The sequence below is a fragment of the Paraburkholderia sp. BL18I3N2 genome (assembly GCF_003001875.1).
Classification (GTDB): Bacteria; Pseudomonadota; Gammaproteobacteria; order Burkholderiales; family Burkholderiaceae; genus Paraburkholderia; species Paraburkholderia phytofirmans.
This window is the reverse complement of the sequence record NZ_PVNC01000002.1, coordinates 184,448-198,089: the sequence shown is the minus strand read 5'-3', so window position 1 is coordinate 198,089 and position 13,642 is coordinate 184,448. Positions and strand designations below refer to the sequence as shown.

Annotated in this window: 11 protein-coding genes; all 11 read right to left on the bottom strand. The window is 62.8% G+C overall.

What is annotated here, in order from left to right; genetic code table 11:
• Window positions 1–77: 77 nt before the first annotated feature.
• A complete protein-coding gene (bioB, locus tag B0G75_RS06855; RefSeq protein WP_106302375.1) occupies window positions 78–1,163 on the bottom strand; it encodes a biotin synthase BioB in 1,086 nt (361 codons plus the stop codon).
• A 33-nt stretch (window positions 1,164–1,196) separates the two neighbouring features.
• Window positions 1,197–1,940, bottom strand: coding sequence for a dethiobiotin synthase (bioD, locus tag B0G75_RS06850; protein ID WP_106302372.1), 744 nt, complete (start codon window positions 1,938–1,940; stop codon window positions 1,197–1,199).
• Window positions 1,937–3,121, bottom strand: coding sequence for an 8-amino-7-oxononanoate synthase (gene bioF, locus B0G75_RS06845; RefSeq protein ID WP_106302369.1), 1,185 nt, complete (start codon window positions 3,119–3,121; stop codon window positions 1,937–1,939). The genes bioD and bioF overlap by 4 nt, the downstream gene beginning before the upstream one ends.
• Window positions 3,121–4,482 (bottom strand): adenosylmethionine--8-amino-7-oxononanoate transaminase, encoded by a 1,362-nt coding sequence (gene bioA, locus B0G75_RS06840; protein ID WP_106302366.1) that lies wholly within the window; start codon window positions 4,480–4,482, stop codon window positions 3,121–3,123. Before bioA ends, bioF begins: the two co-directional genes overlap by 1 nt.
• Before the next feature lie 1,064 nt (window positions 4,483–5,546).
• Complete coding sequence (locus B0G75_RS06825; protein ID WP_106302363.1) at window positions 5,547–6,824, bottom strand: dienelactone hydrolase family protein; 1,278 nt, start codon at window positions 6,822–6,824, stop codon at window positions 5,547–5,549.
• Window positions 6,825–7,396: 572 nt separating this feature from the next.
• Window positions 7,397–7,846 (bottom strand): YchJ family protein, encoded by a 450-nt coding sequence (locus tag B0G75_RS06815; RefSeq protein ID WP_106303638.1) that lies wholly within the window; start codon window positions 7,844–7,846, stop codon window positions 7,397–7,399.
• A gap of 7 nt (window positions 7,847–7,853) precedes the next feature.
• Window positions 7,854–8,984 carry an acyl-CoA dehydrogenase family protein gene (locus B0G75_RS06810; RefSeq protein ID WP_106302360.1) on the bottom strand — a complete coding sequence of 377 codons (1,131 nt, stop codon included), beginning with the start codon at window positions 8,982–8,984 and terminating at the stop codon, window positions 7,854–7,856.
• A gap of 27 nt (window positions 8,985–9,011) precedes the next feature.
• A complete protein-coding gene (locus B0G75_RS06805; protein WP_106302357.1) occupies window positions 9,012–9,689 on the bottom strand; it encodes an SDR family oxidoreductase in 678 nt (225 codons plus the stop codon).
• A 47-nt stretch (window positions 9,690–9,736) separates the two neighbouring features.
• The gene (locus B0G75_RS06800) at window positions 9,737–10,930 is read right to left on the bottom strand and encodes an acetyl-CoA C-acetyltransferase (RefSeq protein ID WP_106302354.1); all 1,194 of its coding nucleotides are present in this window, start codon (window positions 10,928–10,930) and stop codon (window positions 9,737–9,739) included.
• Window positions 10,923–11,699, bottom strand: coding sequence for a carbonate dehydratase (can, locus tag B0G75_RS06795; protein ID WP_106303635.1), 777 nt, complete (start codon window positions 11,697–11,699; stop codon window positions 10,923–10,925). Before can ends, B0G75_RS06800 begins: the two co-directional genes overlap by 8 nt.
• A gap of 94 nt (window positions 11,700–11,793) precedes the next feature.
• On the bottom strand, window positions 11,794–13,632 hold the full coding sequence (aceK, locus tag B0G75_RS06790) for a bifunctional isocitrate dehydrogenase kinase/phosphatase (protein WP_106302351.1): 1,839 nt from the start codon (window positions 13,630–13,632) through the stop codon (window positions 11,794–11,796).
• Window positions 13,633–13,642 lie beyond the last annotated feature (10 nt).

Genomic DNA, 13,642 nt, shown 5'->3' with positions numbered 1-13,642 from the left:
AGTCAGCAAAAAGGCTGCCTCGAAAAACGAGGCAGCCTTTTTTATTGCGCGTGCTCTATCACGCGCGATGCATACGCTCAGTTCGGCGCAGCGTGCTTATCGCAGCCATGTTCGCAGCCGCTTTGATCGAGCGGCATCTGTTGCGCGGCTTCGGCGCGAATGCCGAGACGTTCGAGCAGCTTGCGGTCCGCTTCTGCTTGCGGGTTGCTGGTGGTCAGCAATTGATCGCCGTAGAAAATCGAATTCGCCCCGGCGAGGAAGCAAAATGCCTGCAACGCTTCGTCCATCTGCTCGCGGCCGGCCGACAGACGCACCATCGCGCGCGGCATGGTGATGCGCGCGATCGCGATCGTACGCACGAATTCGAACGGGTCGATCGCCTCAGTGCCGGTCAGCGGCGTGCCTTCCACCTGCACCAGATTGTTGATAGGCACCGATTCCGGATACGGCTCCATGTTCGCCAGTTGCGCAATCAGACCGGCCCGCTCACGGCGCGATTCGCCCAGGCCGACAATCCCGCCGCAGCACACGTTGATACCCGCATCGCGCACGCGTTCCAGCGTGTCGAGGCGGTCCTGATACGTGCGCGTCGAAATGATCTGCCCGTAGAACTCTGGCGACGTGTCGAGGTTGTGGTTGTAATAGTCGAGGCCCGCTTCGCGCAGCCCTTGCGCCTGATGCGTTTCGAGCATGCCGAGCGTCACGCAGGTTTCCAGACCCATGGCCTTCACGCCGCGAATCATGTCCTTGATCGGTTCGAGGTGGCGGTCTTTCGGATTGCGCCATGCCGCGCCCATGCAGAAGCGCGTCGCGCCATTTTCTTTGGCGACCTTGGCGGCGGCGAGCACTTCGTCGACGGGCATCAGCTTGTCGGCTTGCAGGCCCGTGTCGTGATGCACCGACTGCGGACAGTACGCGCAATCCTCCTCGCAGCCGCCGGTCTTGATAGACAGCAGCGTGGACAGTTGCACGGTGTTCGCATCGAAATGCTCGCGATGCGTTTGCTGTGCCTTGAACATCAGGTCGTTGAACGGCAATTCGTACAACGCGACGATGTCGGCGACGCGCCAGCGCGCGACCTGCTTCGCGCCGGCTGCGGCGTTGGCATTGTTGTTTGCCGCCGTTGTGTCGGCGGGCGTGGGAGCGATGTTCAGTTGCGTCATGTCGTCAATCCTCATGGATGGATATGTGAGTTTTTAGCGCTGCGAATGCGTTTGCATGTGCCGCAGCGTCTGCAAAAGCCGGTTGATGTCGAGTTGGTCTGCCGCAAGTTCGGGCGACGCTGGGTTCAGATTCGGTACGATGCCGAGCAACGGCGTGTCGTATTCACGTGCCAGATGCTCGCGGATCGATGCGATGTTTTCGTCGGGGAACGTCATGTCCGGATCGATGCGGTTCGCGACCCAGCCGGCGAGCGTGAGCCCGCGCGCGGCGATCGCTTCGGCGGTCAGCAGCGCATGGCTGATGCAGCCGAGCCGCATGCCGACCACCAGCACGACTGGCAGCTTCAATGCGACGGCGAGATCGGCGGTGTCCTGAGTGGCCGTCAACGGCACGCGAAAGCCGCCGACGCCTTCCACGACGACAATCTCCGCGCGCTTCAAAGCCTGCGCGTGACAATCGACGATATGGTCGAGATCGAACGTAACGTTTTCCAGCGCGGCCGCGATATGCGGCGCGGCCGGTTCCTTCAGCAGATACGGCGTGCGCATCGCGGGCGGCAGCAACACGTTCGAGGCGGCGTCGAGTTGATCCGCGTCTTCGTTATGCAGTACGCCGTTCAGTTCGAATGCGCCGGCGGCGATCGGCTTCATCGCGGCGGCTTGCAGGCCTTCGCGGACAAAGCCGCGCAACAGTGCCGACGAGACGAACGTCTTGCCGATTTCCGTATCGGTGCCGGTGACGAATAAGGACAGTGCGGGTTGAACTGTGCTACTCATGCCGCCTTCGCTCCGAGTTGCTGCAAGCCGGCTTCGAGCCGGTCGAGGTCCGCCTGCGAGTGCGCGGCCGACAGCGAAATACGCAAACGCGACGTGCCGGTGGGTACGGTCGGCGGCCGTATCGCCGGCACCCACAGACCAGCGCGATCGAGCGTGGCCGCGATGTCGAGCGTGGCATCGTTCGCGCCGATGATGAGCGGCTGCACGGCCGTGTGCGAGTCGACCGGCAACCACGGCGTCGCCTTCAGCATGGCGCGCGTGCGTTCGATCAGTTGCAGAAGATGCGCGCGCCGCGCGTCGCCTTCTTCGCCACCGATGATGCGCAAGCTCGCCGACACCGCGTGCGCTGCGGCCGGCACCGACGCCGTGGTGAATATGTACGGACGCGCGCGCTGCACGAGCCACTCGATCACCGTCTCGTGCGCCGTGACGAACGCGCCGGAGACGCCGGCTGCTTTGCCGAGCGTACCGATCGAAATGAGATTCGGCGAATGCAGCGCGGCTTGCGCGATCGCGCCGCGGCCTTGCGGACCGAGGACGCCGAAGCCGTGCGCGTCGTCGACGATCAGCCATGCGCCGTGTTGCTCGGCGAGTTCGAGCATGCGCGGCAACGGCGCGATATCGCCGTCCATGCTGAACACGGTATCGGAGACGATCACTTTGACGTCGGCGTCCGAGGCTTCGAGCATCGCGCTCAGCGCTTCCGTATCGCAGTGCGGATAGATCTGCACGTCGGCGCGGGACAGGCGCGCGCCGTCGATCAGCGACGCGTGATTCAGCGCATCGGAGAAGAGTGTGGTGCCGCGGCCAGCGAGGGCGGTGAGCGTGGCGAGATTCGCCATGTAGCCGGTGCTGAAGTAGAGCGCGCGCGCGTTATCGACGAAGCCGCCCGCGAATTCCGCGAGATCGTCTTCGAGTTGCGCATGCGCGCGCGAGTGGCCGCCGAGCAGATGCGAGCCGCCGCTGCCTGCGCCAAAACGCTGCGCGCCTTCCGCGATCGCCGCGATGAGTTGCGGATGCGCGGCGAGACCGAGATAGTCGTTACTGGCGAAGCCAATGATTGCGCGGCCATCGACGGTCATGTGCGCGGCGCACGGCGTGTCGGCGGTGCGGCGGCGACGGCGCAGGCCGCGCGCGTCGATGTCCTTCAGGCCTTCGGCGAGTGTGTCGAGCAGGTGCATTAGCGGATCTCCGCGAGCGTGGCTTCGAAGGTTTCTCGCGTGCGCGAGGCGAGCAGCGCGAGTTCTTCGTCGTCGAGGATATAAGGAGGCATCAGATACACCGTGGTCGAAATCGGGCGCAGCAGCAGTTCGCGCTGCAACGCGTTTTCGAAGAAGCGGCGCGAGAATGTTTTGGCTTGCTGGGCGTCGTCGATCACGGCGTCGAATGCGAAGAGCGTGCCGCACTGACGCAGATTGCGGACTTGCTTGTGCTCGGCTAGCGGCGCGAGCGCGACTTTCAGCTTCGCGGATTTTTGCGCGTTGACGGCGAGCACGTTGTCGCTCGCGAACATATCGAGCGTGGCCAGCGCCGCGCGGCAGGCAAGCGGATTGCCCGTGTACGAATGCGAATGCAGGAAGCCGCGCGCGGTGTCGTCGTGGTAGAAGGCTTCGAAAATTTCGTCGCGGGACAGCACGATCGAGAGCGGCAGATAGCCGCCGCTGATGCCTTTCGACAGACAGATGAAGTCTGGCCAGATGCCGGCCTGTTCGCAGGCGAAGAAGGTGCCGGTGCGTCCGCAGCCGACGGCGATTTCATCGGCGATGAGATGCACGCCGTATTGGTCGCACAAGGCGCGCAATCCCGCGATATACGACGCGTCGTGCATGGCCATGCCGGCCGCGCACTGCACCAGCGGCTCGACGATCAGCGCGGCGATTTTCGCGGCGCGCGCTTCGAAGAGCGAGCGAACGTTATCGAGCGCGCGGCGCGCGACGTCGGCGGCGGTTTCGCCTGGTTGCGCGAAGCGCGCGTCGGGCGATGCCACGACGTGCGCGTGGCGGATCAGCGGATCGTAGGCGTCCTTGAAGAGTGCGACGTCAGTGACGCCGAGCGCGCCGATGGTTTCGCCGTGATAGCTGTTGGCGACGCAGACGAATTCCTGCTTGTCGGCGAAACCGCGATTGCGCCACGAGTGGAAGCTCATCTTCAGGGCGATTTCGACGGCGGACGCGCCGTCTGACGCGAAGAACGCGTGGCCCAGCGTGTTGTTCGTAAGCGCGCTGAGCCGTTCGGCGAGTTCGATGGCCGGTTCGTGCGTGCAGCCGGCGAGCATGGCGTGTTCGAGCGTGTCCAACTGGTCTTTCAGCGCCGCGTTGATGCGCGGGTTGGCGTGGCCGAACAGGTTGACCCACCAGGAGCTGATGGCATCCAGATAACGATGGCCGGCGCGGTCGTAGAGCCACGCTCCCTGGCCGCGCGCGACGGGCACGAGCGGCAGGCGTTCGTGGTGCTTCATCTGCGTGCAGGGGTGCCAGACGGCGCGGAGGCTGCGGGCGATCCAGTCTTCGGGGGATGCTGGTGGCGTTGCTGACTTTTCCAAAGGGTGCTCCAGGGATGCTTTTTGCCGCTGCGCGGCGTGGCTTTTTTAAGGCCATTTTCAGTCACGTGGCGCGGATTTTTTTGCGCTGCGCGCAGCCCTTGACGGGCTTGCGGGGTCGAGATTAGCCGTTTATTTCGTGCTGTGCACTAGGGGTTCGGTTGGCGGTTTTGCCTGCGGCGCTGAGGTTTGGCGATGTTCGGTGCAGGTGGTTTGTGTTTCTGGATGAAGGTCGCTGATCGGCGGAGTTGACGACGGCAAAGTAGTTGCAACTTACTGGCGGGGATTTGGGGTTTTGGGGCTGCGCCGGCTCGGATTTTTCTGTCTGTGTGCTCTGCGGTGTTGGCCTTTCCTTGCATTCACGGTGGTCTATTGGCGTTGCCCCTGTGCGGGGCGGCACCTACTTTCTTTGCCGCGGCAAAGAAAGTAGGCAAAGAAAGCCGCTTCACACCGCCAGCCCATAAGCGGGCGCCTCGCGCAGTCACGGCAGTGGCGCATCTGGAATCGGTGCTCTCGCACATTCGGCGCGTGTGACACAGCAGTCATACCTCCCGCCTCGCGCCGCGCGCTCGCCAGAAGGGTGCTCAAACCATTGGGTTTTTTGTGCGTGATGGGGCCGTCGGCGTCAGTAGGGCGTGACGCGGAAACGATGGGCGATTGGAGAGGGGGACAGAAATCTGCGGCAGCCCAGTAAGTACTGAGCCAGGAGAGAGAACCGATGGTTTGATGAGTGACCGCGAAGGCGCGCGCAGCGCCGCCGGAAGAATGAGCGCCTTGTCACTGACGCGGAATGTGCGAGAACACGGATTCCAGATGCGCCACTGTGCCCTCCAAGCCGAGGGGCCCGCTTATGGGCTTGCGGTGTGAAGCGGCTTTCTTTGCCTACTTTCTTTGCCGCGGCAAAGAAAGTAGGTGCCGCCCCGCACAGGGGCAACGCTAATAGACCACTAACAATTCAAGGAAAGGCCAACGCCTCAAAGAACACCGCGAATTCAAGGAAAGGCCAACGCCCCAAAGAACACAGAGAGAACCAACCCCCGCCGAGCAGGCAAAAACAAACCTAACTCTCATTCACGGCTAGCAATAGCCCGCCGAGCATCGGCGCCGCCGGCCTGAGCCCCACCATCAGCCGTCTGCGAAGACTGATCCCCCCAAACAACCGCATTATTCACCGCATACAACCGGCAAGGCGCGGAAGACTGCTTCTGACAATTCGCGACCGCGACCGACATCGGATCATCGCCACCTTCAGCCCAGGACCAAGCCCCTGAGTCAGAAACAGCAAACGCCCGGCTAGGAAACTGATGCAAGAAATTCCGATAACCATTCCGCCCGGCTTCATCGACAAACGGCACGGCGTCCACAGCATCGACAGCAGCAAACCCACTAGCTTTAGGCATGGACGGATCCGATACGCGATACTGCACACCAGTCGGCATACCCACCTGCGCAAGGAAAGCCTCGACAGTCGGCCACCACACACGCACGCCATCACGATCGCCGACCAGACGATGCGCGTCATTCTTGTAATTGCCGAAATCCACCATCTTCGCGCTCGCGCCATGCGCGCCATAAGCGGCGTACATGCCTGCCACCAACGGTGCGTTCCACACCGAATCGTTATCGCCGTACATCCACAGCGACGGCACCTTGGTCTTCTCGCCGTAAGCACCGAATGCACGCGTCAGATTGCCTTGCCAGTCGCTGCACGCATCCTGCCGCAAGCCACCCGAGAAGTTGATCAATGCCCGCACGCCCGGCGCGGCTTCGGTGCCGTACGCCATCGTTGCAAGCCCGCCGTGCGACGTGCCGGCTACCACAATGTGCCTGGCATCGACGTAAGGCTGCTTCGACATGAAATCAACCGTCGCGGCGACATCGCCGGCCTGGCCGATGCCGTTCTTCTCGACATCGCAGCCATCCTGTTGATACACACCATCCGAATGGCCGAAACCCTGGCGGTTCGGCGCCACCACCACGTAGCCGCGCCGCACGAATTCGCGCGCGAACGGCAGCGGGTCGCTGCGTTCCTGCGTGTGCGGATCGCCGGGGATCTTGCCGTGGTTGAAAACGATCATCGGAAACGGGCCAGCGCCGTCCGGTTTGTAGATCGTCGTTTCGAGAGTGACCGTGCCGGCCGCATCGACCGGTACGCGGATGATCTGTTCGTTAAGGCCTGCGGTGGGCAGATAGACGTCGTCGTCGAGCGCGATGCGCGGCACGTGTGCGCGGGTCAACGGTCCCGGCTGGGTGTCCGCGAGCGGGTCGGCGTGCGCGAGTGCGACAGCGCACGTAGCCGCTGCACAGATCACCGCACACTTCGTCAGAACCTTGCTGAACACCATTCACGCACCTGCCTCAAAAACCTGCCCTGAACACCGTGGTGTCTGTCTGTCGAAAGTCATTGCTGACATTTGCCTTTCGGGCAGGTTTTCGACAAACAAAAACACACTCGCGTACGGAGTGCGCCAGAGGCGCACGCACGCTAATCGAGATCGCACGGGATGAACCCAAACGGCCGACGCGACCCCACGCGCCGATGATGAGCGTCACGCCTGCTGCCGAAACCGCCGCCGGAACCACACTGTCTGGTGCCCGGCAGGGCTTCCTGCGCGTTTTGCGGAGCTGGTATGGACCGGCTCTCGCAACGTGACGTCATGAAGCTACGGCCTCATCCTGGCACGACAATTTTGTTTTGTGCAATCAAGGAGAACCCGCGCCGCAAAAAATGCCGCGTGCTGTTTGGTCGCCTGAGGCCGGTCAATGCAGGCTCGGCGAGTATTGCCGCACTGAAGCAATCCGCCGTGGCGCGGCTCGTGTGGCATCGCACCAACAAAAAGAAAGGCCCTGCTATCAGGGCCATATGTGAGCGCGACGTAAGGACGCTGCGGCGGTTTGTAAGGGGCAGAAAGGGCCTTTATTCGCTGACGTCGCCGTCGACGTAGCGCCAGCGGCCGTCATCGCCGCGAGCGAAGCGGCTCAGCTCGTGCAACCGATGCGCGCGGCCACCCACCTTGTAACGCGCGACGAATTCGACTGTCGCGTGATCGGCATCGGTTTCAGCGAACGCCTTGATTTGCAGTCCGAGCCAACGCGGCGCGTCGGGTGCGGCCGGATCCGCGTCGAGATCAGCGGGGCAGGTGTGCGGCGCCCACGTGGCGCGCAGATAGTCCGTCGCACCCAGAACATACGCGCTATAGCGCGAACGCATCAGTTCAAGCGCCCGTGGCGCCGCTTCGCCGCCGTCGATATAGCGGCCGCAGCACTGCGCGAAGCGCGGCGCCTTGGCACCGCTGCGCTGGTCTGGCGCGGCGCCGCCGCACGGACAGTCGAATGGTCGTTGCATCGACAACAGTTGCTTATTCATCAGACTTTCAGCCAAGGCCGCGCGCGATCAAAATTTTCTGGATGTCGCTGGTGCCTTCGTAGATCTGGCAGACACGCACGTCCCGATAAATCCGCTCGACGGGGAAGTCGCTCAGGTAGCCGTAGCCGCCATGAATCTGTAAGGCGGCCGAACAGATGCGCTCGGCGGCTTCGGACGCGAACAGCTTGGCCATCGCGGCTTCGGTCAGGCACGGTTGGCCGGCGTCTTTCAACGACGCGGCGTGCCAGATCAATTGGCGCGCGGCTTCGAGTTGCGTCGCCATATCGGCGAGGCGGAATTGTACGGCCTGGTGCGAAAAGAGCGGCGTGCCGAAACTCTCGCGCTCCTTCGCATAACTCAACGCCGCTTCGAACGCGGCGCGCGCCATGCCGACGCTTTGCGCCGCGATGCCGATACGGCCGCCTTCCAGCCCCGACAACGCAATCCGATAGCCTTCGCCTTCCGCGCCGATCAGATTCGCGGCCGACACCCGGCAGTCCTCGAAAATGATCTGCGCGGTATCCGACGAATGCTGGCCGAGCTTGTCCTCGACTCGCGCGACGACGTAGCCCTTCGTGTCGGTGGGCACGATGAACGCGCTGATGCCGCGCTTGCCCGCCGCTTTGTCGGTCACGGCCATCACGATCGCGACGTTGCCGTTCTTGCCGCTCGTGATGAACTGTTTGACGCCGTTCAGCACGTACGCATCGCCATCGCGTGTGGCGGTGGTGCGCAACGCGGACGCGTCGGAACCGGCTTGCGGTTCGGTCAGGCAAAACGCGCCGAGCATCTCGCCCCGCGCGAGCGGCGTCAGCCACTCGCGTTTCTGGGCGTCGTTGCCATAGGTCAGCAGAATGCTGCACACCGGGCAGTTGTTGACGGAGATGGCCGTCGAGGTGCCGCCGTCGCCGGCAGCGATTTCTTCGAGAATCAGCGCGAGCGCCAGCGCATCCATGCCGGCACCGCCATATGCTTCGGGTACCAGCACGCCGTACGCGCCGAGTTCGGCGAGTTGCCGATGCACATCCTTCGGAAAAGTGCGCTCGCGGTCCCACACTGCCGCGTGCGGCGTGATCGCTTCGCGCACGAAGGTGCGCAGCGCATCGCGGACCATCAAGTGATCCTGATCAAGCACCATGTGTGTGTCTCCTTGCCGGCTCGTTGCTCACCAGTCGAGCAGCGTGCCGTCGTATTGATAGAAGCGGCCATTGAACTCGTCGTGCGCCGCGGCGGCCTGCGCCAGCACTTCACGCATGCCGGTGACGCTGCGCGCCGGATCGATCGCCGCCTGCGCACCGCCCATGTCGGTGCGCACCCAGCCCGGATGCAACGAAACGCACGCGGCGCGCTTCGCTTCCAACGACGCGAGTTTAAGCGCGTCGTTCAACGCCGCCTTGCTCGCGCGATACAGCCACCCGGTCGTGCCGCTCGCGTCGCCGATGCTGCCCATCTTGCTCGAGATCACCGCGAACACGCCACCGGCCTCTTCGACGAGCGGCAGCAGGATCGGCATCAGTTGCATCGGGCCGCGCACGTTGGTGTGCATGACGTGGTCGAAGTCTTCAGCGGTGATCGTCTCGATGCCTTCCGTGCGCGGGCCATAAACGCCCGACACCACGATCGCCGCATCGAGCCGTTCTCCGTCGAGCTTCCAGCCGAGCGCGGCGATTTCTTCCGGCGCGCTCACATCGAGTGAAAAAGTTTCGGCGCCGAGTGCCTTCAATGCATCGAGCGCGGCGCCGTCGCGCGCTGTGGCGAGCACGCGCCAGCCGCTCTTCCTGTACTGCCGTGCAAACTCATGGCCGATGCCACGCGACGCACCGACGATCAACACTGTTTTCATCGAATACCTCAGCAAGCCGTCAAAACAGCGCGCTTTGAAAACGCGCGTTACACCAGTTCGATACCCATCGCCGTCGCTTCGCCGCCGCCGATGCACAGCGTCGCGACGCCGCGCTTCAGTCCACGTTTCTTCAGCGCGCCGATCAGCGTGACCAGAATCCGCGCGCCCGACGCGCCGATCGGATGGCCGAGCGCACAGGCGCCGCCATTCACATTGACCTTCTCGTGCGGCAGATGGTGTTCCTTCATGGCCGCCATCGTCACGACGGCGAATGCTTCGTTGACCTCATACAGATCGACTTCATCCGCGCGCCAGCCGTTCTTCTCGAACAGCTTGCGAATCGCGCCAACCGGCGCGGTGGTGAACTTCGCCGGTTCCTGTGCGAAGGTCGAGTGACCCACTACGCGCGCGATCGGCTCGACGCCGAGACGCCTGGCCGTCGACTCGCGCATCATGACGAGCGCGGCCGCGCCGTCGGAAATCGACGACGAGTTCGCCGCCGTCACCGTGCCGGTTTTGCTGAACGCGGGTTTGAGCGTCGGAATTTTTTCGAGGTTCGCTTTGAACGGCTGCTCGTCGCGATCGATGGTGACATCGCCCTTGCGGCTCTCCACCTTCACCGGCGCGATTTCCCAGGCGAACGAACCATCTTCGTTCGCGCGTTTCGCACGATTTAGCGACTCGACGGCGAACGCGTCCTGCGCCTCGCGCGTGAAGTCGAACGACGCCGCGCATTCCTCGGCGAAGGTGCCCATCAGACGGCCTTTTTCGTAGGCGTCTTCGAGGCCGTCGTAGAACATGTGGTCGATCACCTGACCGTGGCCCATGCGCATGCCGCTCCGTGCTTTGGGCAGCAGATAGGGCGCGTTCGTCATGCTTTCCATGCCGCCCGCGACGATCACATCGACGGAGCCTGCTGCCAGCATGTCGTGCGCGAACATCGCCGCGCGCATGCCGGAGCCGCACATCTTGTTCACCGTGGTGCTGCCGGTGGCGAGCGGCAAGCCCGCGCCGAGCGCGGCCTGACGCGCGGGCGCCTGACCGAGGCCGGCTGGCAGCACGCAGCCCATTACCACTTCGTCGACCTGTTCGGGCTTCAGGCCCGCGCGCTTCACGGCCGCTTCGATTGCCACCGAGCCCAACTGCGGCGCTGTCAGCGCGGCGAAGTCGCCTTGAAATGCCGCCATCGGCGTGCGGGCCACGCCCACGATGACGATCGGATCAGCTTTTGTCTCACTCATGTTTAAGCTCCTTGATTACGCCTTCGACGATAGCCGGCACGTCGCCGAGCTGAGCCGCATCGGCGGCCACCACGTCGTTCTCTGCCTTGTGCGGGCCACTAGCTGACACCGCCGCGACGCACTTCTGATAGGTAGCATCGAGCGCACCCGGCTCGCTGACCGTCATGCCGAGATTGCGCACCTTGCCGTCATGCACGCCATACGCCCAGCCGTGCACTGTCAATTCCTGGCCGCGCGCCCATGCATCGTTGACGATGGTGGTGCGGCATACGTTCATCACCTGTTCGATCGCGTTCAGTTCGACCAGCCGCCGGTGACGCGCCTCGCCGATCGGCCATTCCTCGATCAGCGCCGCATGTTTGGTGCGCACGTCCTGCACGTGATGCAGCCAGTTGTCCGCGAGACCCACGCGCCGGCCGTGCAGCGCCGCGCCGACACCCGAGCAGCCGTAGTGGCCGACCACCATGATGTGCTTGACCTTCAGCAGATCGACGGCGAACTGGATCACCGAGAGACAGTTCAGATCGGTATGCACGACCACATTCGCGATGTTTCTGTGCACGAACACTTCGCCCGGCGGCAAGCCGATGATCTGGTTGGCCGGCACGCGCGAATCCGAGCAGCCGATCCACAGATACTCCGGCGTCTGTTGGTGTGCGAGGCGCGAGAAATACTCAGGGTCTTCGGACAGCTTGCGGGCGACCCACGCTTCGTTGTTGTCGAACAGATGCGAGAGCGGATTATCAGGAGTTGATGCGTTCGTGTTCATGGTGCGTCTGGGCGGTTGCTCGACCGATTGACCGGTCGATGTCGTTGCATAAGGTTCGGACGAGGCATCTGAAGATGCGAGCGGCGCGTGAGCTTCACGCCACCCGCACGCTGCGCGCGTCGGCTGGCGCATCCGGCTCGGGGGATGCACGGCCGGCGGCATCGGCAAAGCGTTCCGGATAGCAGTTGCAGAAGCGCGCGCTGTCGTCGTACGGGAAAAAGTCGGGCAGTTCGCCTTTCAATAGATGATCCTTGTGCCGTTGCCATAGCGCAGGATCGAAGAAGTCCGCGTGATGCTGCATGAAGGAACGGCGCACGCGTGGGTCGCCGAGCAGAAATGTGCCGTACGTTTCCGGGAAGATGTCGTGCGGGCCGACCGAGTACCACGGCTCGCCCGACATTTCGTCCTCCTCGTTACGCGGCGCCGGCACTGCGCGCACGTTGCAGTCGGTCAGATATTCGATTTCGTCGTAGTCGTAGAACACGACGCGGCCGTGACGCGTCACGCCGAAGTTCTTGTAAAGCATGTCGCCTGGAAAGATGTTCGCCTGCATCAATTCCTTCACCGCGTTGCCGTATTCCTTGATGCCGTGCTCGACGTCCTCGTCGTTGCCGTTCTGCAGGAACAGATTGAGCGGCACCATGCGGCGCTCGATATACATGTGACGAATCACGAGGTTGTCGCCGTCGTATTCGAGCAGCGACGGCACTTCCTTTTCGAGCTCACGCACCAGCGCGTCGTCGAGGCGTGAGCGGGGCAACGCCACGCTCGAATATTCGAGCGTGTCGGCCATGCGGCCCAGCCGGTCGTGTCGTTTGACGAGCTGATACTTGCTCTGGATCTGCGCGCGCGTGGTTTCCTTCGGCGGCGGGAAGTTGTCCTTGATCAGCTTGAACACGTACGGAAACGACGGCAGCGTGAACACCAGCATCACGAGCCCCTTGATGCCGGGCGCGATGATGAACTGATCGCTCGAATGCGAGAGGTGATGCAGCAGGTCGCGATAGAACAGATTCTTGCCCTGCTTCTGCAAACCCACCGACGTATAGATTTCCGCCTTCGGCTTGCCCGGCATGATGGTGCCGAGAAATTCGACGTAAGCGGACGGCACTTCCATATCCACCAGGAAGTACGAATGCGAAAAGCTGAAAATGATCAGCAGCTGTTCGCGCTTGAGCAGCACGGTGTCGAGCGCGAGCATGCCCGGCTTGACATGCCGCAAGGGCACGGCGAACGGCAGCAGCAGGTCACCGTTGATGATGCGTCCGACGATATACGCCGACTTGTTCCGGTAGAACAGCGAGGAGAGCACGTGAATCTGGAAATTGGGCGCTTCGTCGAACGCACCGAACGCGTCGTGGATTGCTTGCATCACGCAGCCGACGTCGCGCGTCAGGTCTTCGAACTGCGGCTCCAACTGGAAGTTCGTGACGATGCGTTCGAGCGTGGCCGCGAGTCCGTCTTTGCCGGGATAGTACGCACGGTAAGTCGGTTTCGCGGCCGGTTCATCGTTCTCGATGTATTCGGTCGAGATGGCCGGTCGCACGAAAATGAAGTCGTTGTTGAAGTACGAGCGGTGCAGGATCTTGCAGCACACTGAATTGAAAAACGTTTCCGCGCACTCCGGCTGACGGTGCGTGGTCAACAGGCCGATGTAATGCAGCTTGATCTGCTGCCACACTTCGCTGTCGATTTTTTCCGCGTCGTATTCGTCTTCGAGCAGTTCGACGCATTCATCGACGCGCTCGTCGTATGAAGTAATGCGATCGCGTGCGAGCTTCTGCAGACCGTGCCAGTCGGCTTTCTCGAAGAGCGTTTTGGCGTGGATGGCGGCGTCGCGAAAGATCCGGTAATGCCGGTCGAATCCTTCGAGCATGGTCTGCGCGAGGTCAAAGCCGATCTGCGACGACAGCAGTTTGGGGAAGTGATTCATGTCGACCGCG

Excerpts from the sequence above, each read along its gene's own strand:
- bioB (WP_106302375.1), bottom strand. The coding sequence starts at position 1,163 with ATGACGCAACTGAACATCGCTCCCACGCCCGCCGACACAACGGCGGCA.
- bioD (WP_106302372.1), bottom strand. The coding sequence starts at position 1,940 with ATGAGTAGCACAGTTCAACCCGCACTGTCCTTATTCGTCACCGGCACC.
- bioF (WP_106302369.1), bottom strand. The coding sequence starts at position 3,121 with ATGCACCTGCTCGACACACTCGCCGAAGGCCTGAAGGACATCGACGCG.
- B0G75_RS06825 (WP_106302363.1), bottom strand. The coding sequence starts at position 6,824 with ATGGTGTTCAGCAAGGTTCTGACGAAGTGTGCGGTGATCTGTGCAGCG.
- B0G75_RS06815 (WP_106303638.1), bottom strand. The coding sequence starts at position 7,846 with ATGAATAAGCAACTGTTGTCGATGCAACGACCATTCGACTGTCCGTGC.
- B0G75_RS06810 (WP_106302360.1), bottom strand. The coding sequence starts at position 8,984 with ATGGTGCTTGATCAGGATCACTTGATGGTCCGCGATGCGCTGCGCACC.
- B0G75_RS06805 (WP_106302357.1), bottom strand. The coding sequence starts at position 9,689 with ATGAAAACAGTGTTGATCGTCGGTGCGTCGCGTGGCATCGGCCATGAG.
- B0G75_RS06800 (WP_106302354.1), bottom strand. The coding sequence starts at position 10,930 with ATGAGTGAGACAAAAGCTGATCCGATCGTCATCGTGGGCGTGGCCCGC.
- can (WP_106303635.1), bottom strand. The coding sequence starts at position 11,699 with ATGAACACGAACGCATCAACTCCTGATAATCCGCTCTCGCATCTGTTC.
- aceK (WP_106302351.1), bottom strand. The coding sequence starts at position 13,632 with ATGAATCACTTCCCCAAACTGCTGTCGTCGCAGATCGGCTTTGACCTC.